Source organism: Sphingomonas sp. 179-A 2A2 NHS (assembly GCF_045371305.1).
GTDB lineage: Bacteria > Pseudomonadota > Alphaproteobacteria > Sphingomonadales > Sphingomonadaceae > Sphingomonas.
Map to the genome: position 1 here is coordinate 370,878 of NZ_JBIQDE010000004.1, position 20,785 is coordinate 391,662.

Here is a 20,785-nt window from a genome sequence, read left to right on the forward strand (position 1 = left end):
GTATCGTAGGCAAATAATGAATGGTCGCCAGTGCGCGTTGTCATTTATTATACTGGGGGGAAGTCTGATGAAGAAGATGTTTGCGGCGCTGCTTGGCAGTGCGTTGCTGGCTGCCACGCCGGCCTTTGCCGATAGCCCACTTAGCGGAACGTGGAAGCTCAACCCGAAATCATCCGTGATGGACGTGAAGCCGGATGAATTCACGCTGAAAGATGGTAGCTATTCGTGTAAATCCTGCATGCCGAGCGCCTATACTGTGAAGGCGGACGGCGCGTTCCATGCGGTGCCGGATCGTCCTTACTGGGACGAGCTCGCGATCAAGGCGGTCGACCCGCAGACGGTGACGTTCCAGTTCCGCAAGGATGGCAAGGTTGTGGGGGAGAACCGCCGCGTCGTTTCCGCTGACGGGATGTCGACCGTGGTGACGGCGATGAATACCAACAACGCCGCGGGCGCGCAGGTGGAGCAGAAGACGGTCCAGACCCGTGTCGGGGCGCCGGTGACGGGAGCGCATCTGATCTCCGGTGCGTGGAAGACCGATCCTGCTTCCATCAACGTGACCGACAACGCCTTGCGCGCGACGTTCAACGTCGACGGTGACACACTGCGGATGACGTCTCCGATGGGCGAGACGCTGGAAGCGAAGCTGGGCGGCGATTATGCGCCGGTCGTCGGTGATCCGGGCAAGACGATGACCAAGGCCGCGCTGTTGGCGCCGAACCGGCTGCAACTTACCGACATGCAGAACGGCAAGGTCACGCAGGTGACGACCTATGACGTGTCAGCGGACGGCAAGACGCTGAACGTGGCGTGGACCGATCCGCGGGACGGGTCGAAGGGAACGTTGGTCGCCACCAAGGAGTGAGGTGGGCGTTCCTTCCCGGTCGGTGATCCGGCCGGGGAGGGTGCCGCCGCCGCTCAGCTCAGCCGGTCGATCGCCTCGCGGTCGAGGCTGCCGGGGATGATCATCAGCGGCACGGGGAGGGCGCCGACCTCACCCGCAAAGTGCGTGACGAGCGGGCCGGGCGCACCGTCCGCCGCGGCGCCAAGCACGAGCGCTGCGATCTGCGGGTTGCCGGCGATCAGCTCCCTGATGATCTTTGGCCCTTCGCCCTGGCGAACGGTGATGGCGGGGCGAAGGCCCGATTCCTCGATCAGCGTACCGGCGGCGCGGGCGACCAGCGCCTCGGCATAGCGCAACGCATCTTCCTCGATCGTTGCCTGCACGCCGCCGAAGGCGATGAACTCCTGCGGTTCGACGAGCGCGAGGATCTCGACCCCGCCGCCCGTCTTCACCGCGCGGCGCGCGGCGAAGCGCAGCGCGATCTCCGCCTCGGGCGTGTCGTCGATCACGGTTAGGTAAATACGCATTGCTGTCGGCCCCTCGTTGGCGCCAGCTTATCCGCCTGCGGGGTTGACCGCGCAAGGGCACGGCGCGAGAGACAGGGACCCTCCCCCCGGGACAAGTTCGAGGACCTTCATGCCGATCGAGATCAAGATGCCTGCTCTTTCTCCGACGATGGAGGAAGGCACGCTGGCCAAATGGCTGGTCAAGGAAGGTGACACCGTCAGATCGGGCGATCTGCTGGCCGAGATCGAGACCGACAAGGCGACGATGGAGTTCGAGGCGGTCGACGAAGGCGTGGTGTCGAAGCTGACCGTCGCCGAGGGCACCGACGGCGTGAAGGTCGGCGAGGTCATCATGGTGCTGGCCGAGGAAGGCGAGAGCGTGGCCGAAAGCGCGCCAGCCGCCGCGCCGGCTGCTGCCAAGGAAGAGCCGAAGAAGCAGGTCGACGCCCCGGTGGATCGTGAGACGGGCGAGCCGGTTTCGCCGCAGAACCCCGAGACGAAGCAGCCGGAAGCGAAGCCGCAGCCCGCGGCGCAAGCGCAGCCGCAGACGCAGACGCAGGCGCAGGCGCGTGCTGAAACGCCGCGTGCCGATGGCGAGCGCGTAAAGGCAAGCCCGCTGGCGCGCCGCATCGCCGCCGAGAAGGGCGTCGATCTGGCGGCGCTTACCGGATCGGGCCCGAACGGGCGGATCGTGAAGGCCGATGTGGAAGGCGCGCAGCCGGGCATCGCTGCGCCTGCCGCCGAGGCGGCCGCTGCCGCGCCGACTGCCGCCGCTGCTGCGCCCACGGCGCCGGCGCAGATCCCGGACGTGCCGCACGAGAAGACCAAGCTCAGCAACATGCGCAAGACGATTGCGCGCCGCCTGACCGAATCGAAGCAGCAGGTGCCGCATATCTACCTCACGGTGGACGTGCAGCTCGACAAGCTGCTGAAGCTGCGCAGCGAGCTCAACGCGAGCCTGGAAGCGCGCGGCGTGAAGCTCTCCGTCAACGACCTTCTCATCAAGGCGCTGGGCGTCGCACTGGTGCAGGTGCCCAAGTGCAACGTCATGTACACGCCGGGCGAGCTGATCACCTTCCAGCGTGCGGACATTTCGGTCGCGGTGTCGACCGCCGAGGGCCTGATCACGCCGGTGATCGCCGAAGCGGATACGGCGTCGCTCTCGTCGATCTCGACGCGGATGAAGGATCTTGCCGCTCGCGCGCGCGACCGGAAGCTCAAGCCGGAGGAATTCACCGGCGGCACCGCCTCGCTCAGCAACATGGGCATGTATGGCATCAAGCAGTTCGAAGCGGTCATCAACCCGCCGCAGGGCATGATCCTGGCGGTGGGCGCCGGTGAGAAGCGCCCCTATATCGTCGATGATGCACTGGGTGTGGCGACGGTGATGAGCGTGACCGGCAGTTTCGACCACCGCGCGATCGACGGCGCCGACGGGGCGCAGCTGATGCAGGCGTTCAAGCAGCTGTGCGAGAACCCGCTGGGGATGCTCGCCTGACATGAACCGCGCGCTTGCGGTTGAGTTGTTGCATCTCGCCGCCGGACTGGCGCTGACGCTGGCGATCTTCCGTGCCGGCGTCTGGGCCTATCCGCAGGGCGAAGATTCGCTCGATCCGGTGGGTTGGGCAACGATGCTGGCCGTGTTCGTGATGAGCGTGCCGGAACTCGTGAAGGCCGCGCGCAAACCAAGGAACTGAATTGTGGCAGACACTTACGATCTCGTCGTCCTCGGCTCCGGGCCGGGCGGCTATGTCGCGGCGATCCGTGCGGCGCAGCTTGGGCTGAAGACCGCGATCGTTGAGCGCGAATTGCTGGGCGGCATCTGCCTCAACTGGGGCTGCATACCGACGAAGGCGCTGCTGCGATCGGCCGAGGTGTTCCATTACATGAGCCATGCGAAGGATTTCGGCCTGACGGTCGAAGGCTTCGCCGCGGATCTCGATGCTGTGGTGAAGCGCTCGCGAGGGGTGGCCAAGCAGCTCAATCAGGGCGTCGCGCACCTGATGAAGAAGCACAAGATCACCGTCCACATGGGCGAGGGGAAGCTGACCGGTAAGGGCAAGCTGATCGTGACTGACAAGGACGGCAAGGCGAGCGAGCTTCAGTACAAGAACATCATCGTCGCGACCGGCGCGCGGGCCCGCGACCTGCCGTTCGCCAAGGCCGATGGGAAGCGCATCTGGACTTATCGCCACGCGATGACGCCGAGCGAGATGCCGACGAAGCTTCTGGTCATCGGATCGGGCGCGATCGGCATCGAGTTCGCCAGCTTCTACAACGACATGGGCGCGGACGTGACGGTGGTGGAAATGCTCGACCGGCTGGTGCCGGTGGAGGATGCCGACGTTTCGGCGCACCTGGAAAAGGCGCTGAAGAAGCAGGGCATGACGATCATGACCTCCGCCGGGGTGAGCGCGCTTCAGGTCAGCGACAAGGGCGTGACCGCGAAGCTGAAGGACAAGGCCGGCAAGGAGACGACGGTGGAGTTCAGCCATGTGATCGTCGCGGTGGGCATCGTACCGAACACCGAGAACATCGGGCTGAAGGAGCTTGGCGTCGCGACCGACGATCGCGGCTTCGTAAAGACGGACACGGCCTGCCGCACCAACGTGGATGGGGTATGGGCGATCGGCGATATCACCGCGCCGCCGTGGCTGGCGCACAAGGCGATGCACGAGGGCGTGATTGCCGCGGAGGCGATCGCCGGCGGCCACCCGCATGCGATGGACCCGCGCAACATCCCGGGCTGCACGTATTGCCGGCCGCAGATCGCCAGCGTCGGGCTGACCGAAGCGAAGGCGAAGGAAGCAGGCTACGAGGTGAAGGTCGGCAACTTCCCCTTCATCGGCAACGGCAAGGCGATTGCGCTCGGCGAGCCGGAAGGCTTCGTGAAGACGGTGTTCGACGCGAAGACCGGCGAGCTGCTGGGCGCGCACATGATCGGCGCCGAGGTGACCGAGCTGATCCAAGGGTACACGATCGGCAAGACGCTGGAGACGACGGAGGCGGAGCTGATGAACACGGTGTTCCCGCACCCGACGATCAGCGAGACGATGCACGAGGCGGTGCTGTCCGCCTACGGGCGGCCGCTGCATATTTGAGTGGGCAAAGGGGGGGCGGCCCTCCCCCGCCCGACTGTTCGCACTGAGCCTGTCGAAGTGCGGCCATTGAGCGATCTGCCTGCGGCCCGTGCTTCGACAAGCTCGGCACGAACCGGATAGGCGGACCGTCTTAGCAAGGAACCACCATGACCGAACACGCCACCGGCACGCATGTGTTCACCCCCGATCCGCGCAACGACAACGTGCTGATCGACGTGAATGGCGAGCTGTTCCCCCGGCCCGAGGCGAAGGTTTCGGTGTTCGATTCGGGCTTCATGCTTGGCGATGGCGTGTGGGAGGGGCTGCGCGTCTATGGCGGCAGGATCGCCTTCCTCGACCGGCATCTCGATCGGCTGTGGCAGGGCGCGAAGGCGATCATGCTGGACATCGGCATCTCGCGCGACGAACTGGTCGGGCGGCTGCGGCGGGTGCTCGAGGCGAACGAGATGACCGGCGACGGCGTCCACATCCGCCTGATGGTGACGCGCGGCATCCGGTCGACGCCGTATCAAGACCCGCGGGTCGTGATCTCGCCGGCGACGATCGTCCTCATCCCCGAGTGGAAAGCGCCCGCGCCCGGCACTGCGACGCGGATGCTGAACCTGTTCACCGTCCATGTGCGCCGCGGCTATCCGGACGTGCAGGACCCGAAGCTCAATTCGCATTCCAAGCTGAACTGCATCACCGCCTGCATCCAGGCGGCGCAGGCCGGCGCGGACGAGGCGCTGATGCTGGATCCGCACGGCTTCGTCGCGACATGCAATTCGACGCACTTCTTCATCGTGCGCAATGGCGAGGTATGGACCTCCACCGGGGATTATTGCCTGGACGGGATCACGCGGCGGATCGTCGTCGAGACCGCGAAGGCGGCGGGCATCCCGACCTATGAGCGCAACTTCTCGCTGACCGACGTCTATGGCGCGGACGAGGCGTTCACTACCGGCACATTTGCGGGCCTGGCGCCCGTGGGGACGATCGACGGGCGGGTGATCGGCACCGGGCGGGGGCCGATGGTCGAGCGGTTGCAGGGCCTGTATCGCCAGGCCGTGGAGCGCGAACTCGCGTGACGGTTCGCATCGCCATGTGGTCCGGCCCGCGCAACATCTCCACCGCGATGATGCGCAGCTTCTCCAGCCGGCCGGACTGCGCCGTCAGCGACGAGCCGTTCTACGGCTGCTTCCTGAAGGCGACCGGCGCCGACCATCCGATGCGCGAGGTGGTGATCGCCGACATGGATTGCGACTGGCACTCGGTTGCCGCGACGCTGGCGGGGCCGGCACCGGGCGGCGAGCCGGTCTGGTACCAGAAGCACATGCCGCACCACATGGTGGGGCCGATCGCGCCGGACGACCTGACGGGCGTGACCCATGCGTTCCTGATCCGCGATCCCGCGCGGATGGTCGCTTCCTATGCGGCGAAGCGCGAGGCGGTGACGGCCGAGGATCTGGGTGTCGCGGCGCAGCGGGCGTTCTTCGAGCGCGAGGCGGAGCGGATCGGGCGGGCGCCGCCGGTGGTGGATGCGGCGGACGTGCTGCGCGATCCGGCCGGCACGCTGGCGTTGCTGTGTGCGGCTTTGGGGATCGCCTGGACCAAGGCGATGCTGGCGTGGCCGGCGGGCCGGCATGCGGCAGACGGCATCTGGGCGTCGCACTGGTACGGCCGGGTCGAAGCGTCCACGGGCTTCGGTTCGCCGGAAGGCGAGGCCGGAGGGTTGCCCGAGGCGCTCGCCCGGATCGCCGACGCGTGCCAGGCCGATTACGAGGCGCTGGCGCGCTATCGACTTCACGCCGGTTGAGCCGCCGCAGCGCCCCGGTAGTGGCGGTTAGCGGGCCGCCGAGCGGCTGATCGCGTGCGCCGCGGCGACGGCGGCGATCAGCAGGATGGCGGCGTTGACCTGGTGCGCGACCGCGATGGCGATCTGGACGCCGGTGAGCAGGGTGGCGATGCCAAGCACGATCTGAAGCCCGACAAGCAGGATCACGGCGGCCCAGGCGTTCACCGCGCCGCGGCGGCGGGCAGCGAAGGCGAGCGCGATCAGCGCGCCGGCGCTGACGAAGGCGAACCAACGGTGGACGAACTGCACCACCACCGGATTGTCGACCACGTTGATCCAGGCCGGCTGCATCATCGGCACGTTGGCCGGGAAGAAGCTGTCGCCCATCAGTGGCCAGCTGCTGAAGGCGTACCCGGCGTTGAGACCGGCGGTGAAGGCGCCGAGCACGATCTGGGTGGTGAGCAGCAGCAGGGCGACTGCGGCGAGCGGCCGCAGGCCGGCCGGGCGCGCGGACGGATCGCGGGCGAGATCACGCAGATCAAGCGCGGTCCAGACGACGCCGCCAAGGATCACGAGCGCGGCCGTTAGGTGCACCGCGAGGCGGATGTGGCTGACGTCGGTTCGCTCCGACAGGCCGGATGCCACCATCCACCAGCCGATCGCGCCCTGCAGGCCGCCGAGCGCCAGCAGCACCAGGAGCCGCGGGCCGTAACCGCGCGGAATGGCGCGGCGGACCGCGAACCACAACAGCGGCAGCGCAAAGGCGAGGCCGATCACGCGGCCCAGCAGGCGGTGGACATATTCCCAGAAGAAGATCTGCTTGAAGCCATCCAGCGTCATGCCGCGGTTGATCTGCTGATATTCCGGAATGCGCTGGTAATTGGCGAATTCGGCCATCCACTGCGCCTCGTTCAAGGGCGGGATGATGCCGCTGATCGGCTTCCACTGCGTGATCGACAGGCCCGATTCGGTCAGCCGCGTAATGCCGCCGACTGCCACCATCGCCACGATCAGGAAGGCGACGAAGTACAGCCATCTGACGAGGGCTTGCGGCTGGGCCGACACGCGGAAACCGGGGCTGGGGTGGAGCATGAAGCCCTCTAAGCACATGGCGTGGCGCGGGCAATGGCGGGCGGGCTCGGCGGGGTGAGTTAATGTGATATTGTAACCCGCCTATAACCGCGCTACATGGTCGATCGATGACAACGATCACCCGCCTTTCTCGTCCGATCGGCCTCGACCGGATCGCGATGTACGTGTCGGGCCTGTGCATCGTTCATTGCGTGGCGAGTGCGGTGTTCTTCGCGATGCTCTCCACGGTCGGCGGGCTTCTCGGCAACCCGATCTTCCACGAGGTGGGGCTGGGCATCGCCATCGTGCTTGGCGCGATCGGCCTGGGCCGGGGCGCGATGCAGCACGGTTACCTGCTGCCGCTTGCCACCGGCTCGCTGGGGCTCGGCATCATGGCCGGCGCGATGACGCTGCCGCATGACACGGCCTTCCTGGAAGGCGGCGAGGCGCTGTGGACCATCATCGGCGTCGGCATCCTGGCTTTCGGCCACGACCTCAACCGCCGCGCCGACAATTAGGCTTCAGCCTCCCGTCTGATCGCGCTTCAGCGCCGCGGCGAGCGATGCCGTGGCGCTGCCGCGCCGTGCCGGCTGCGGCTGATCGGGCGAGGGTGCCCAGCCGGTGAGGAAGATGATCTCGAATCGCTCCGACGTGCGCCCGTCGGGATCGGCGGCTTCGGCAAAAGCATTGGCGGCGCGGGCGAGCGCCATGCGGCTGAGCGGCTGACGTTCGACCAGCAGGTTCGTCCCCGCCATGCCGCGCAGATCCTCGATCAGCCGGCCCAGCCCCCCATAGCGGACGCGCAACGTTTCGACGTCCGCCACCGGCAGCGCGAAGCCGGCGCGCATGAGGAGATCGCCGGCCGAGCGCACCTCGATCTGCGGATGGAGGCGGGCCGCCGGGCGCTCGGCCTCGGCCACACGGAAGCCAGCGCGGAGCGCGGTCAGTGAACCGGCGCCGAGCATCGCTCCGAGGAACAGGCCGTCGGGCCGGAGCACGCGCCGTATGAGGCTGAGCGCGCCGGGGACGTCGTTGACCTGGTCCAGCACACCGGCGGAGACGACGAGATCGAACGAAGCGTCGGCGAAAGGCAGGCGATCCTCGTCACCCTGCACGCCGCCAGCCATGCGCGCGAAGGCGTGGCCGGCATCGAGCCGCGCCGCCCGTGCGCCGGCCGGCGGCTGGAAGCTGCCATCGAAACAGCCGAGATCGAGCACGTCTGTGAAGCTGCGGCGGACGCTCGCGAGGCGCTCCTCGATCCCGTCCAGCATCGCCGCGCGCAGGAAATCATGTGCGGCAAAGCCTGACGCGGCACGGTCGCGGCGCTGGCGGCGGGCGGATCGATCGAAAATCTCGGGCGTGCTCATGCGGCGGCTTGTGCGCGCGCGGGCGAGGGGGAACAAGGGTTGCGATGCCCATCCCGCTGATCGAGCCGGTGATTTCGCTGGCGCTGCCGCCGCGCTGCCCCGGCTGCGGGATCGTCACCACCGCAGACCATCGCTTTTGCGTGACCTGCTGGAGCGCGCTTCGTTTCCTGGCGCCGCCGTGGTGCGCGAGTTGCCACGCGCCGTTCGCTTATGATCGTGGCGCGGACAGCCGGTGTGCTGATTGCATCGCCGATCCGCCGCGCCACGCGGGGCTCGATGCGGCGGTCGTCTATGGCGATATCGCGCGGACGGTGGCGCTGCGCCTGAAATACGGCGGGCGGGCCGCCTTTGCCGAGACGGCGGCGCGGCTGATGCTGCGCCATCTGTCGGCGGATGCCGATCTGATCGTGCCGGTGCCGCTTCATCGCTGGCGATTGTGGTCCCGCGGCTACAATCAGGCCGGGCTGATCGCCGGCGCACTTTCACGAGCGAGCGGCGTGCCTGCAAACGGGGCACTTCTCAACCGCACGAAAGCTACGCCGGTGTTGCGCGGGTTGGGCGCGAAGGATCGGCGCAAGGCAGTGCAGGGGGCCTTTGCCCTGACGCCGCGTGCCGCCGGGCCGATCAATGGCAAGCGGATCGTGCTGGTCGATGACGTGCATACCAGCGGCGCGACAGCGAGCGCATGCGTTGCCGCCCTGCTGCGCGGCGGCGCGGCGCAGGTATCGATCCTGTGCTGGGCACGGGTGCTGGACGACGCCGCGGCGGATTGACAATCGCCCGTCGCGTCCACAACTCGCGGATATGGCCCAGGTAGAAATCTACACGAAGGCGTGGTGCCCTTATTGCACCCGTGCGATGCAGCTCTTGGCGTCGAAGGGCGTCGAGCCGACCGAATATGACATCACGCTTGGCGGGCCGAAGCGCGTCGAGATGATCGATCGGGCCGGCGGGCGCACCACCGTGCCGCAGATCTTCATCGACGGGAAGCATGTCGGCGGATCGGACGATCTGGCCGCGCTGGAGCGTGCCGGCCAGCTTGATGCGATGCTCAGCCCGCCATGAGGGCAGGGATCCTCCAGATGACGAGCGGGATCGATCCCGCAGCCAATGCCGCCACGATTACCGACGCGATCCGCGCCGCCGCCGATGACGGTGCGGCGATGCTGTTCACGCCTGAGATGTCGGGCCTGCTGGATCGTGACCGGCAGCGCGCGGCTGCGTCGATCGTCGCAGAGGACGACGATCGCGTTCTGGTGGCGGTGCGCGATGCGGCTGCGCGCGCCGGGATCTGGGTACATCTCGGCAGCCTGGCATTGCGGCGCGACGACGGCTGGCTGGCCAATCGCGGCTTCGTGATCGACGGCGCCGGGGCGATTCGGGCGCGCTACGACAAGATCCATCTTTTCGACGTCGACCTGCCGACCGGCGAAAGCTGGCGCGAATCGGCTGCCTATGCGCCGGGCGAGGGGGGCGTGGTGGTCGATACGCCGCTCGGTCGGCTTGCGCTGACGATCTGCTACGATCTGCGCTTTCCGGCCCTGTTCCAGGCGTTGAGCGACGCTGGCGCAACGATCATCTCCGTGCCTGCGGCCTTCACGCGACCAACGGGCGCGGCACATTGGCATGTGCTGCTTCGCGCACGTGCCATCGAGTCGGCCGCATTCGTGATCGCGGCGGCGCAAACGGGCGAGCATGAGGACGGCCGAGCGACCTACGGCCATTCGCTCGCGATCGATCCCTGGGGTGAGGTGCTGTGCGACATGGATGATGCGCCCGGGCTCGGGTTCGTCGAGATCGCTCCGAATCGCGCGGCGGACGTGCGTGCGCGCATCCCGGTGATCGCGCATCGCCGCCCGGTGCCGCCGGTGACGGTGGCGGAATGATCGTTTTCGATCTGCGATGTGCCAGCGGCCACGTGTTCGAGGCGTGGTTCGGCTCTTCCAGTGCCTTTGAAGAGCAACGCGAGCGCGCGCTGGTCGCCTGCCCGATGTGCGGCGACACGGCGGTCGTGAAGGCAGTGATGGCGCCGAACGTCGCGCCAAAAGGCAATGCGCGGACGCCCAGCCCGCCGGCCGAGGTAAAGGCGGCGCTGCAGGCGCTGGCGGCCGCACAACGCAAGGTGCTTGAGGGGTCGCGCTGGGTCGGCGGAGAGTTCGCAACACAGGCGCGCGCGATGCATGCCGGTGACCAGCCGCACGAGACGATCCACGGCCAAGCCACGCTTGCCGAGGCGAAGGCGCTGGTCGACGAAGGCGTGCCCGTTGCGCCGCTGCCGCTGCCGATCGTGCCGCCGGAAAAGGCGAACTGAGCCGCGCGATGTGGCGTGCGGCGGGGCCGATTGACCGCCCCCCGCGCACACCGTAGCTAGGCGCCCGTGCCCCCGTAGCTCAGCAGGATAGAGCGACGGTTTCCTAAACCGCAGGTCGTGAGTTCGAATCTCGCCGGGGGCACCATGCTGCCGCTGCCGGCAGCTGGCAGGTACAGTGGTCCGGTGACGACCCGGAGCTAATGCGAATAGAGCGATCGCGTCGTGCGCGCCGCGACGCGACCCGTCGCGACAGTCGGGTTGCTTAATCCACCCCGATGCGCTGAGGCGGCGGGGCCGGCGGTTCAGCGTGGCCGCCGTTTCACCTCGGGCAGAGCTTGGAGCTGCTGCTTCGTCATGGTAGTGGACAGATCGGTGTCATCGCCCCGCTTGACCGGGGTCAGGCCTTCGATCGGCACATGAACGTAGCGATCGGGGGTCGTGTCTTCGACCTCGACCAGCAGGCGTTCGACTTTGCCCGAGGGGCCGCGAACGACCTCTTCGACTTCGCCGATTTCCGCTCCATCCGGGCCGATCAGATCAGCGTCGAGCAGCTGAGCCTCGGTGAGGCCGAGGGCGACGGCCTCTGCGCCGGCGATGGCAGCGGCTTGCTGGGCGTCGCGCTCCCTCTTCTCTTCGGCCGCACGGCTCTCGCTGTTACATCCAGCAAGCAGAGCGGTGGCAAAGGCGGCGGTAAGCAGCGGTTTTTTCATCGGTCGTTCCTCTCACCAGAGGTGGGGAAACGCCGTGGTGGAGCGAGACGTTCCGGTGGGGAAGCCAACCGGCTGGAGTAGGTACGCCGGCGCGCGTGGCGAGCCATACCGCCGTGGGTGCAGTGGATCGAACGCGCAGCCGACCGGGGGCGCTGCCGCGGCCGCGCCCCCGGGGAGACGATGTCGTCTCGATCAGGCCTTTACGTGCGCGGAGATGTACTTGTTCATCTCGAACATCGTCACCTTGTCCTTGCCGAAAACCTTCTTGAGGTTGTCGTCGGCGAGGATTTCGCGCTTGTTTTCCGGGTTCTGCAAGTTCTTGGACTTGATGTATTCCCAGACCTTGCTGATCACTTCGCTGCGCGGCAGGCGATCATTGCCGACAACGGCGCCGAGTTCGGGCGAGGGCTGAACCGGGGCGTGGATGCCACCAGTCTTCGGCTTGGCATCTCCACTCTTCGCAGCGCCGGCCTTCGCCTTGGTCGCCTCTCCGGTCTTGGTCTTGGTAGCCATTGCATTCCTTCCTGTTGCGCCGGTTATTCGGCATCCGCGGAATCACGCTTGCGAAGCGCGATCGTTGTTCTGCGCCGGTCGGGCGCGCTTGTCACGCCCTTGCAGCACCGTCCAGCGTTGATCGTCTCGCTAACGCACGAACACCGCGCTAGGTCGCGCGCTAGTAGATGGAGACGCAAATGGAAACGGTCAGCGAGAGCAAGGCGTTTGGCGGCACCCAAGGTGTGTACCGCCATCGCGCCGCGACGACGGGGACGGACATGACGTTCTCGGTCTATGTGCCGGCGCATGTGGAAGGCGAGCGGCTCCCCGTGCTGTGGTACCTCTCCGGCCTCACGTGCACGCACGCCAATGTTACCGACAAGGGCGAGTATCGCCGCGCCTGCGCCGAGCACGGCATCATCTTCATCGCGCCCGACACCAGCCCGCGTGGCGGGGGCGTGCCGGACGACGACAGCTGGGACTTCGGCCAGGGCGCGGGCTTCTATGTCGATGCCATCGAGGAGCCGTGGGCGGCGAACTTCCGCATGCGCAGCTACATCGAGGACGAACTGCCCGGCCTGATCGCGACCGAATTCTCGATGGCTGACCTGGCGCGCCAGTCGATCACCGGCCATTCGATGGGCGGGCATGGGGCGCTGACCATCGCGCTGCGTAATCCCGGCCGCTTCCGCAGCATATCCGCCTTCGCGCCGATCACGTCGCCGCTGCATTGCCCGTGGGGCGAGAAGGCGCTGGGTGGATATCTGGGGCCGGACCGCGCGCTGTGGCGGCCCTATGACGCCTGCGCGCTGATCGAGGACGGCGCGCGGGTGCCGGAGATCCTGGTCGACCAGGGCGAGGCTGATGGGTTCCTGGCCGAGCAATTGAAGCCTGAATTGCTGGAAGCGGCATGCGCGGCGGCGGGCATTGGTCTGACGCTGCGGCGACAGCCGGGCTACGACCACAGCTACCATTTCATTTCGACCTTCATGGCCGATCACGTCGCCTGGGCGGCGGCGCGCCTGCGCTGACGCGCGCAACAAAGATGGGCGGCCCCGCGAAGGCGCCGCCCCAGTTTGCCGTTCGGAAACACTGCCCCGGGAGTGCGGGGCAGGCTCCATCTTAGAACTTGAAGCCCGCGGCCACGCCGTAGCGGCGCGGTTCGAGGGTGAAGATGTTGGTGAACAGGCCCGACGACTGGTCGGTCAGGTAGAGGCCCGTGGTGGCGTTGTTATCGAAGATGTTCTGGATGAACCCGCGAACGAACCAGCGATCGTCCACGCCGTTCAGCTGGATCTGGGCGTTCGCCTGCTCATAGCCTTCGATACGATTGATGCGCCCGTTGAAGATGTGGCCGTAGCTCTCGCCCGTGTAGGTAAGGTCGAAGCGCGGGACGAGCGACATGCCGTTCGAGAAGTCGAACGTCTTCTGCACGCCGGCCGAGAACTTCACGACCGGCGCCTGCGGCAGCGAATTGCCCTTGATGCTGACGCCGACGCCTTCCGAGACGCTGATTGTGGAGCCGGCGGGCAGCAGGCCGAGCACGGCCGGGTTCGCCGACTGGGCGGCCAGCACGTCGCAGAGGCTGAAGGCGCCGGTCGCCGCGCCGACGTTTGCATCAGCCGGGAACGGCGTGGGCCCACGCAGGCCCAGCCCCGTGTTCACCGCGGTCACGAAGGCCTGGGCGACCGCCGCGTTGTTGCCACGGACGACGCAGTTGAAGGCGGCCTGAAGGTCCTTGATGATGACGGTGTTGGGGTTTCCGCCCGACACGTCTCGCTGGTTAATGAACGGATCGTCCGTCGTGACCTTCGTCTTCAGGTAGCTGGCACCGATGTTGATCGCCCAGTCCGGCGCTGGCCGGAAGAAGGCGTCCGCCTCGACGCCGTAGATGTCGGCATCGATATTGTCGTTGATCGACGAGCGGGCCACGATGCGGCTGAGCTGCAGGCCCTTGTACTTATAATAGAAGCCCGTGAGGTTCAGGGTGAAGCGGCCGTTGTCGAAGGTGTTCTTCGAGCCGATTTCGAAGGCGTTGATGATTTCCGGACGGAAGGAGTCCGGGATCACCAGGTTCGGCACCTGGACCGGCGGGTTGAAGCCGCCCGACTTGTAGCCGCGCGAGTAGGACGCGTAGATCAGATTGTCGTCGGTGATCTTGTAATCGACGACGGCGCGGCCGGTGAATTCGTCGAACGTACGGCGACGGATCGCGAACTGCTGAATCCCCGGCGTGACGGGGTCGGCATCATAACCTGCTGCGCCCGGCGCATCGAAGGCGCTGCCCGTCTGCGTGAAGGGAACCGGGAAGCTTGCCAGCGTTGAGCGCGAGCGGACGAACTTGCGGTCGTTGTTGTAGCGCAGGCCGAGCGTTAGCTTCAGCTTGTCGGTGAAGTCGAAATAGGTCTCACCGAAGATGCCGTAGGACTTCAAGCGGAACTCAGGCGTCGCGTTCCAGAAGTATGGCGTGGCGGAGAAGGACGGCGCGCGGCCCGCGCCCGCGGCCTGCACGGTGCCGAGAATGCCCGTCACGTAGTCAATGGCGAAGGCGTTGACGTAATAGTCGCCGTTGCGGACCTTGCCGTCGACATAGATGCCGCCGAGCAGGAAGTTGAACATGCCGTCGAAATCGGAGGTGATGATACCTTCGACCGACCAGTCCTTCGTCTTCTGGGTCGAGCGGTCATAGGCGTTCGGGACGGGGCCGCAGTTGCTGAACCCGCCGTAGACGCCGAGGCCCGTGCCGCGCGGTGCCGAGGTGCACAGATCACCAGTCGGGCCGTTCGGGAACAGCGCGCGCGCGATCGGCGCAAAGTAAGCCGCCGGGATCGGGCCGAGGCCATTCGCCGCCGCAAACGCCACGTTGTTGAGCGACGGCTGGATCAGCGAGCGATTGGCAACGCCAAGGTTATAGTCCTGCGAGGAATCGACCGACGTCTCATGATAGAGGCCGGTCAACTGGAGGCGGACCGGACCGAAATTGTGATCGATCCGCGCCTGGAACGTCGTCTCGTCCGTCTTATAGGTGGGATTGAAAGCGGTGTAGACTTCGCGCGGATCGGGCAGGATCGGGTTGCCGGCATAGGCGTCCGGCCCGTACACGCTGCCGAGGCCGAGCGCCTGGCCGAGCAGCGGGCTGCCGAACGCAATCGACAGAAATTCGCGGCTGCCCAGCGTGCCGGTGAAGCCCGAGTTGGTATTGGTGCGGCCGAAATCGCGGCGGTTGTTGAGACAGCCCAGAACGCCGGTCGGATCCGTCTGGCACAGCTGCTTCTGGATGCGCAGGCGGTTATCGTCTTCCTTGAAGTACGACGCGAGGATGTCGACGGTCGTATCGACCGATGGCTCCCACCGGATCGAGCCGCGGACCGAGTACATGTCTCGGCCGTCGATCCGCGTGTCGTTGTACAGGTTCTTCGTATAGCCGTCGCGATTGAGGTAGAAGCCGGCCAGGCGAACGGCCAGCGTTTCGCCAAGCGGCACGTTGATCATCGCCTTGGCGCGGATCGAATCGTAATTGCCATATTCGGCCTCGGCCGCGGCAGCGAAGCGATCCGTGCGCGGCTTGGCGGTGATGAAGTTCACCACGCCCGACGAAGCGCTGCGGCCGAAGAGCGTGCCTTGCGGGCCACGCAGAACTTCGACGCGCTCGAGATCGAAATATTCGGTTTCGAAGATGCGGGTGCCGAGCAGCGGGGAGCCATTAAGGTGGATCGCCGTCGCCGCGTCGCACGAGATGCCGACGCACAAGTCACCAACGCCGCGGATGGTGAAGCTGGACCCGGTGAAATTGCCCTTGGAGAAGGTGACGTTGGGAAGCGTCAGCTGCAGATCCGACGCATTGTCGATCTGCTGCGCTTCGAGGGCCGCGGCCGAGAATGCGGTGACCGCGATCGGCACTTCCTGCAGCGTCTGCGCCTGGCGCTGCGCGGTAACCACAATGTCCGCGCCGTAGCCACCGGCATCCTGTGGGCTCGCCGAGGCACCTGTCGGCGCCGTATTCGTAGGTGCGGTATCCTGCGTTCCGGTCGCCGCCTGAGCGGCAGCATAGCTCGGCAACGTTGCGATCAGCGCGAGCGCGGTCGCGGCAAACAGATCCATCTTGCGCATTGGCATCCCCTCCTAGAGCCGCGCCGGCTTCTGCCGGTCTGCGGTAGTTCCACTGTGCGGTATGGAACGTAGCGCGCGAAATTTTCGCCCGTCAAATGAATTTGCGCGAGAAGCGTTCGGGGTGCACAGAGCAGTGACTGAAATGAAACAGTAGCGAAACCGAACCGATCCTGTCGGCGCGCGGGATCGCTTTGTAGAATAGAGGGTTTGTCTCGGAAATGACTGCAAACGGATCGCCCGAGGATGGGGACCTTATAGGCAGCGACGGAAAGATCGTCGTGCCCGATCACGTTGCCGATGCAATAAAGACGCTGATCAAATGGGCTGGCGACGATCCCGAGCGGGAAGGCCTGATCGACACGCCCAGGCGCGTGGCGCGGGCGTGGAAGGAATATTGTGCGGGCTACGCCGATGATCCGTCGCACCACCTGTCGCGAGTCTTCGAGGAAGTGGGCGGTTACGACGAGATCGTCCTGTTAAGGGACATTCCGTTCCAGTCGCATTGCGAACATCACATGGCGCCGATCATCGGCCGGGCACACATCGCCTATCTGCCGAAGGACCATGTCGTGGGCATTTCGAAGCTGGCGCGCGTGCTGCACGCCTTTGCGCGGCGGCTGCAGGTGCAGGAGCGGCTTACTGCGGAGGTCGCCGACTGCATCTGGAACGGCCTGAAGCCGCAGGGTGTCGCGGTGGTGATCGAGGCGAGCCATGCGTGCATGACGGCGCGCGGCGTGCGCACGCCGGGTGTCTCGATGGTCACCAGCCGGATGATGGGCGTGTTCCGCGATGACGAGCGCAGCCGCAGGGAAGTGCTGGCGCTGATGGATATGCAGGGCCGCGCGTGACGCGGGCCGGCAGCGACGGGACGGCTGGGCTGGGCACTGTGATGGTTACCGGCGGCGCCAAGCGGCTCGGCGCGGCGATCGCGCGGGCCTGCGCGGCGGCCGGTGCGCTGGTCGTGGTGCACTACGGCACGTCAGCGGCGGAGGCGGAAGCGCTGACGGCTGAGATCGGCGGCGTCGCCGTTGGAGGAGACCTGTCGCGGACCGACGAGATCGGTGCGCTGTTCGACCGCGCCATTGCCGCAGCGGAAGGCCCGATCACCGGGCTGGTCAATAGCGCATCGTTGTTCGAGGAGGATCGGCCCGAGGCGATCGATCCGCAGCTTGCCGCGCGCCTCTATGCGATCAATTGCACGGCGCCCGCGATGCTGGGTGCCGCGCTCGCGGCCCAACCGGGGCTGGAGCAGGGTGCGATCGTCAACCTGCTCGATCAGAAGCTCGCCAATCCCAATCCCGACTTCTTCTCCTACAGCCTGACCAAGTACGCACTTGCCGGCGCGACCGAGATGATGGCGATGGCCTTTGCGCCGCGGGTACGGGTGAATGCCGTTGCGCCCGGCCTGACGCTGCCGAGCGGCGACCAGACCGAAGACGAATTCGATCGGGTCGCGCGCGAGAACCTGTTGCGGCGGCCTGTAGGGGCCGATCAGGTGGCGGCGGCGGTCGTCTACCTCCTCGGGGCGCCGAGCGTCACCGGCCAGACGATCCATGTTGATAGCGGCCAGCGCTTCCTGAAGCGGACCGGCGACGTGATGTTCGAGACGCGGCGGCCGGAGCGGCGCGATGGCTAATTATACCATCATCCTTGATCGCCTGGACGTGCCGATGCGGCTTGGCATCCATCCGCACGAGGCGGAACCGCAGCGTGTGCGCCTGTCGGTGGAAATGGCGGTCAGCTACCCAAGCCCGCCCACTGCCGATGCGATCGAGGAAGTGCTGGATTATGATTTTGTCCGCACGGGGATTCACGAGCTGGCGCGTGGGCCCGGCTTTGCGTTGCAGGAGACGCTGGTCGAAGCGGTGGCCGCGCTTTGCCTCTCCGACTTGCGGGTGCGCCAGGTTCGGGTGCGCTCGATGAAGCTCGACGTTTATCCCGATGCGCGGGTCGGTTGCGAGATTGTGCGCAGCCGCTGAGCCATCAGACATATTGCTCCGCCGAGCCGACGGTGACGAGCGTTACGCAGAGCAATGCGAGGAACAGCACGTTCCAGCGGCGCGAACGGACGATCATCAGAAGCGCGAACAGAATGAGCGCGAAGATCCCGCCTAGATCGTAGACCATCTCGGCCAGGCTGCTGGTGGCCTCCGCTTCGGATGCGGGCGCTGGATGAAGTTCGCTCAGCGCGATGATACCGATCCAGCTGCAGACATTCGCGGTGAGGAGGCCGCCGACCACCATCCGCTTCTGCCGGTCGTACCAATCGTCGAAGTCGGGCCATTCTTCCGGGGTGTCTGGGAATATGAGCGTGGCGGCGAGATAATAGATGCCGACCATCACCAGCACCGAGACCAACGTGATGTAATTGGCGTCGATCTGCTCGCGTGAGTACCAGGCGAGAAGCCAGAAGCTCGACAGGTCAAGCATCGCAACGCAGCCGAGCAATGGTGAAAGCCAGCCGATGCGGACGGCCGCCGTGCCGCGCTTCAACTTCAGCGCGCGGGAGAAGCCGCCGAGCACTTCGGAAATGGCGAGGCCGAGCAGCAGGCCGTAAACCGCAAAGACCAGCTCGAATGGGCTCATCGTCGGTGATCTTTCGCGGCGCCGGATGGCTGAGGGTCACGCGTAATGCTCAGCGCTGGGCCGCTAAGATTATCGCAATATCAAGCCGCGATTATTTGAAGGGCAGGGATCAGGATCAATATAGCGAACGCCTGAGTCAGCCCGGCGTAGCTCGATATTGTGCCGATCTGAGGCGTTTCGGGGTCGGGCTGCGAGAATTATTTTCCAGTGACTGGAGGGCAGCGCCATGATGACGCTGCCTCCGATGGTTACGCGCGATTGGCGGCGCTAAGCACGGCGCGCACGCTGGCGGTGGCGACATCGGTATCGATGCCGACGCCCCATACGGTGCGGCCATCCGCGGTGCGGCACTCAACGTAGGCGGCCGCCTGGGCGCCGGCGCCGTGGCCGATCGCGTGCTCGGCATAGTCGACCACGTCGAGCGTCGGACCGGTCGATTCGGCGAGTGCAGCGATGACGCCTGAGATGAGGCCGTTGCCGCGGCCGGAGAGCGAGCGTTCCTCGCCGTCGATCGCGACGCGGCCGACGAAGCGGCGATCGCCAACGCTGCCCGTCTCGTCATAATCACGCAGCACGAAGCGATCCTTGTCGCCCGGCAGGTACGTGCGCTCGAATGCGCCCCAGATGTCGGCGGCGTTCAACTCGCGGCTTGTCTCGTCGGCCAGCGCCTGGACGTGCCGGCTGAAATCGGCCTGCAGGCGCTTGGGCAGCTTCAGGCCCTTGTCCTGTTCGATCACCCAGGCGACGCCGCCCTTGCCGGACTGCGAATTGACGCGGATCACTGCCTCATAGCTGCGGCCGAGGTCGGCCGGGTCGATCGGCAGATAAGGGACTTCCCAGAAATCGTCGTTGCGCGCCTGTTGTGCCGCAAAGCCTTTCTTGATCGCGTCCTGGTGGCTGCCGGAAAAGGCGGTGAACACGAGATCGCCGGCGTAAGGCGTACGCGGGTGAACCGGGATGTTGGTGGCATATTCCACCGTCTTCACGATCCCGTCGATATCGCTGAGATCCAGCCGCGGATCGACGCCCTGGGTGTACATGTTGAGCGCCACGGTCACGAGATCGCAATTGCCGGTGCGCTCGCCATTGCCGAGCAGACAGCCCTCGACGCGGTCGGCGCCGGCCATCAGGCCCAGCTCGGCCGCGGCGACGCCGGTGCCGCGATCATTGTGGGTGTGGAGGCTGATCACCACCGCCTCGCGGTTCGGGATGTGGCGGCCGAAATATTCGATCTGATCGGCGTAGACGTTGGGCGTCGCGCATTCGACCGTCGCCGGCAGGTTGAGGATGATCGGGCGCTCGGCGGTCGGCTGAAGCACGTCCATCACCGCGGCGCACACTTCGATGCTGAAATCCACCTCGGCGGTGGAGAACGTCTCGGGGCTGTATTCGAAATGCCAGTCGACGTTAGGCTGCTTGGCCGCCTCGTCCCGCAGCACCTTCGCGCCCTCGATCGCGATCGCCTTCACTTCTTCGCGGCTCATGCCGAACACGATGCGGCGCCATGCGGGGCTGACCGCATTGTAGAGGTGGACGATCGCGGAATGCGCGCCCTGCAGGCTCTGGAAGCTCGTTTCGATCAGGTCGCGGCGCGACTGTGTCAGCACCTGGATCTTCACGTCCTCGGGGATGCGATCCTGCTTGATCAGGCCGGAGATGAAATCGAATTCGGTCGCGCCGGCAGACGGGAAGCCGACCTCGATCTCCTTCAGGCCGACCTTCACCAGAAGATCGAAGAAGCGGGTCTTCTTTTCCGCATCCATCGGGTCGATCAGCGCCTGGTTGCCGTCGCGAAGGTCGGTCGACAGCCAGCGCGGGGCGCGGGTGATCACCTTCGACGGCCAGGTGCGGTCCGGCATGTTGATGGTCGGGAAGGGGCGGTACTTGGTCGATGGATCGCGCAGCATGGT

23 protein-coding genes and 1 tRNA gene are annotated in these 20,785 nt (G+C 66.2%); 16 read left to right on the forward strand and 8 right to left on the reverse strand.

The features are described 5' to 3' along the window. Window positions 1-67: 67 nt before the first annotated feature. A complete protein-coding gene (locus tag ACH0AE_RS11260; RefSeq protein WP_294442726.1) occupies window positions 68-865 on the forward strand; it encodes a hypothetical protein in 798 nt (265 codons plus the stop codon). A gap of 53 nt (window positions 866-918) precedes the next feature. Here the strand turns inward: ACH0AE_RS11260 and ACH0AE_RS11265 are convergent, their stop codons facing one another. Continuing rightward, window positions 919-1,371, reverse strand: coding sequence for a universal stress protein (locus tag ACH0AE_RS11265; protein WP_294442725.1), 453 nt, complete (start codon window positions 1,369-1,371; stop codon window positions 919-921). A gap of 109 nt (window positions 1,372-1,480) precedes the next feature. Between ACH0AE_RS11265 and ACH0AE_RS11270 the strand changes: the two genes are divergently transcribed. From ACH0AE_RS11270 to ACH0AE_RS11290, 5 genes are all read left to right on the forward strand, one after another. After that, window positions 1,481-2,848 (forward strand): pyruvate dehydrogenase complex dihydrolipoamide acetyltransferase, encoded by a 1,368-nt coding sequence (locus ACH0AE_RS11270; protein WP_294442724.1) that lies wholly within the window; start codon window positions 1,481-1,483, stop codon window positions 2,846-2,848. Window position 2,849: 1 nt separating this feature from the next. Further along, window positions 2,850-3,047: a hypothetical protein gene (locus ACH0AE_RS11275; RefSeq protein ID WP_294442723.1), complete on the forward strand. Its 198-nt coding sequence runs from the start codon at window positions 2,850-2,852 to the stop codon at window positions 3,045-3,047. Between the two features lie 3 nt (window positions 3,048-3,050). Further along, window positions 3,051-4,451 carry a dihydrolipoyl dehydrogenase gene (gene lpdA / locus ACH0AE_RS11280; protein ID WP_294442722.1) on the forward strand — a complete coding sequence of 467 codons (1,401 nt, stop codon included), beginning with the start codon at window positions 3,051-3,053 and terminating at the stop codon, window positions 4,449-4,451. A 146-nt stretch (window positions 4,452-4,597) separates the two neighbouring features. Continuing rightward, on the forward strand, window positions 4,598-5,518 hold the full coding sequence (locus ACH0AE_RS11285; RefSeq protein ID WP_294442721.1) for an aminotransferase class IV: 921 nt from the start codon (window positions 4,598-4,600) through the stop codon (window positions 5,516-5,518). After that, window positions 5,515-6,246 carry an HAD family hydrolase gene (locus ACH0AE_RS11290; RefSeq protein WP_294442720.1) on the forward strand — a complete coding sequence of 244 codons (732 nt, stop codon included), beginning with the start codon at window positions 5,515-5,517 and terminating at the stop codon, window positions 6,244-6,246. The genes ACH0AE_RS11285 and ACH0AE_RS11290 overlap by 4 nt, the downstream gene beginning before the upstream one ends. A 27-nt stretch (window positions 6,247-6,273) precedes the next feature. Here ACH0AE_RS11290 and ACH0AE_RS11295 read toward each other — a convergent pair whose 3' ends face one another. Beyond that, window positions 6,274-7,317 carry a COX15/CtaA family protein gene (locus tag ACH0AE_RS11295; RefSeq protein ID WP_294442719.1) on the reverse strand — a complete coding sequence of 348 codons (1,044 nt, stop codon included), beginning with the start codon at window positions 7,315-7,317 and terminating at the stop codon, window positions 6,274-6,276. A 107-nt stretch (window positions 7,318-7,424) separates the two neighbouring features. Here ACH0AE_RS11295 and ACH0AE_RS11300 point away from each other — a divergent pair, with 107 nt between their 5' ends. Further along, on the forward strand, window positions 7,425-7,814 hold the full coding sequence (locus ACH0AE_RS11300) for a MerC domain-containing protein (RefSeq protein WP_406875748.1): 390 nt from the start codon (window positions 7,425-7,427) through the stop codon (window positions 7,812-7,814). Between the two features lie 3 nt (window positions 7,815-7,817). On the opposite strand, the gene ACH0AE_RS11305 is transcribed toward ACH0AE_RS11300, so the two are convergent. Then, window positions 7,818-8,663, reverse strand: a complete 846-nt coding sequence (locus ACH0AE_RS11305) for a class I SAM-dependent methyltransferase (RefSeq protein WP_294442715.1) — start codon at window positions 8,661-8,663, stop codon at window positions 7,818-7,820. A 44-nt stretch (window positions 8,664-8,707) separates the two neighbouring features. On the opposite strand from ACH0AE_RS11305, the gene ACH0AE_RS11310 reads away from it, so the two are divergent. The 5 genes from ACH0AE_RS11310 (at window position 8,708) to ACH0AE_RS11330 (ending at window position 11,119) form a co-directional block, all read left to right on the forward strand. Continuing rightward, the gene (locus ACH0AE_RS11310; protein WP_294442714.1) at window positions 8,708-9,436 is read left to right on the forward strand and encodes a ComF family protein; all 729 of its coding nucleotides are present in this window, start codon (window positions 8,708-8,710) and stop codon (window positions 9,434-9,436) included. A gap of 31 nt (window positions 9,437-9,467) precedes the next feature. Next, a complete protein-coding gene (gene grxC, locus ACH0AE_RS11315; protein ID WP_294442712.1) occupies window positions 9,468-9,728 on the forward strand; it encodes a glutaredoxin 3 in 261 nt (86 codons plus the stop codon). Then, window positions 9,725-10,549: a carbon-nitrogen hydrolase family protein gene (locus tag ACH0AE_RS11320; protein ID WP_294442711.1), complete on the forward strand. Its 825-nt coding sequence runs from the start codon at window positions 9,725-9,727 to the stop codon at window positions 10,547-10,549. The genes grxC and ACH0AE_RS11320 overlap by 4 nt, the downstream gene beginning before the upstream one ends. After that, window positions 10,546-10,974, forward strand: a complete 429-nt coding sequence (locus ACH0AE_RS11325) for a DUF1178 family protein (RefSeq protein ID WP_294442710.1) — start codon at window positions 10,546-10,548, stop codon at window positions 10,972-10,974. Before ACH0AE_RS11320 ends, ACH0AE_RS11325 begins: the two co-directional genes overlap by 4 nt. A 68-nt stretch (window positions 10,975-11,042) precedes the next feature. Beyond that, window positions 11,043-11,119: transfer RNA gene (locus tag ACH0AE_RS11330), tRNA-Arg, on the forward strand. Between the two features lie 157 nt (window positions 11,120-11,276). On the opposite strand, the gene ACH0AE_RS11335 is transcribed toward ACH0AE_RS11330, so the two are convergent. Both ACH0AE_RS11335 and ACH0AE_RS11340 read right to left on the reverse strand, forming a co-directional pair. Further along, a complete protein-coding gene (locus tag ACH0AE_RS11335) occupies window positions 11,277-11,684 on the reverse strand; it encodes a PRC-barrel domain-containing protein (protein WP_294442709.1) in 408 nt (135 codons plus the stop codon). A 192-nt stretch (window positions 11,685-11,876) separates the two neighbouring features. Then, window positions 11,877-12,197, reverse strand: coding sequence for an SWIB/MDM2 domain-containing protein (locus tag ACH0AE_RS11340; protein ID WP_294442708.1), 321 nt, complete (start codon window positions 12,195-12,197; stop codon window positions 11,877-11,879). 179 nt (window positions 12,198-12,376) lie between these two features. Here ACH0AE_RS11340 and fghA point away from each other — a divergent pair, with 179 nt between their 5' ends. Beyond that, window positions 12,377-13,210: an S-formylglutathione hydrolase gene (gene fghA, locus ACH0AE_RS11345; protein WP_294442707.1), complete on the forward strand. Its 834-nt coding sequence runs from the start codon at window positions 12,377-12,379 to the stop codon at window positions 13,208-13,210. Between the two features lie 91 nt (window positions 13,211-13,301). Here fghA and ACH0AE_RS11350 read toward each other — a convergent pair whose 3' ends face one another. After that, complete coding sequence (locus ACH0AE_RS11350; protein ID WP_406875749.1) at window positions 13,302-16,289, reverse strand: TonB-dependent receptor; 2,988 nt, start codon at window positions 16,287-16,289, stop codon at window positions 13,302-13,304. 218 nt (window positions 16,290-16,507) lie between these two features. On the opposite strand from ACH0AE_RS11350, the gene folE reads away from it, so the two are divergent. From folE to ACH0AE_RS11365, 3 genes are read left to right on the forward strand one after another with little or no spacing between them, the layout of a single operon-like run. Further along, window positions 16,508-17,137, forward strand: a complete 630-nt coding sequence (folE, locus tag ACH0AE_RS11355; RefSeq protein WP_294441626.1) for a GTP cyclohydrolase I FolE — start codon at window positions 16,508-16,510, stop codon at window positions 17,135-17,137. A 41-nt stretch (window positions 17,138-17,178) separates the two neighbouring features. Further along, window positions 17,179-17,925, forward strand: coding sequence for an SDR family oxidoreductase (locus ACH0AE_RS11360; RefSeq protein WP_406875760.1), 747 nt, complete (start codon window positions 17,179-17,181; stop codon window positions 17,923-17,925). Continuing rightward, window positions 17,918-18,268 carry a dihydroneopterin aldolase gene (locus ACH0AE_RS11365; RefSeq protein WP_294441625.1) on the forward strand — a complete coding sequence of 117 codons (351 nt, stop codon included), beginning with the start codon at window positions 17,918-17,920 and terminating at the stop codon, window positions 18,266-18,268. The genes ACH0AE_RS11360 and ACH0AE_RS11365 overlap by 8 nt, the downstream gene beginning before the upstream one ends. Window positions 18,269-18,272: 4 nt before the next feature. On the opposite strand, the gene ACH0AE_RS11370 is transcribed toward ACH0AE_RS11365, so the two are convergent. Next, window positions 18,273-18,875, reverse strand: a complete 603-nt coding sequence (locus ACH0AE_RS11370; RefSeq protein ID WP_294441624.1) for a hypothetical protein — start codon at window positions 18,873-18,875, stop codon at window positions 18,273-18,275. A 248-nt stretch (window positions 18,876-19,123) separates the two neighbouring features. After that, entirely contained in the window at window positions 19,124-20,782 is a 1,659-nt protein-coding gene (gene leuA / locus ACH0AE_RS11375) for a 2-isopropylmalate synthase (RefSeq protein WP_294441623.1), read from the reverse strand. Between the last annotated feature and the right edge of the window lie 3 nt (window positions 20,783-20,785).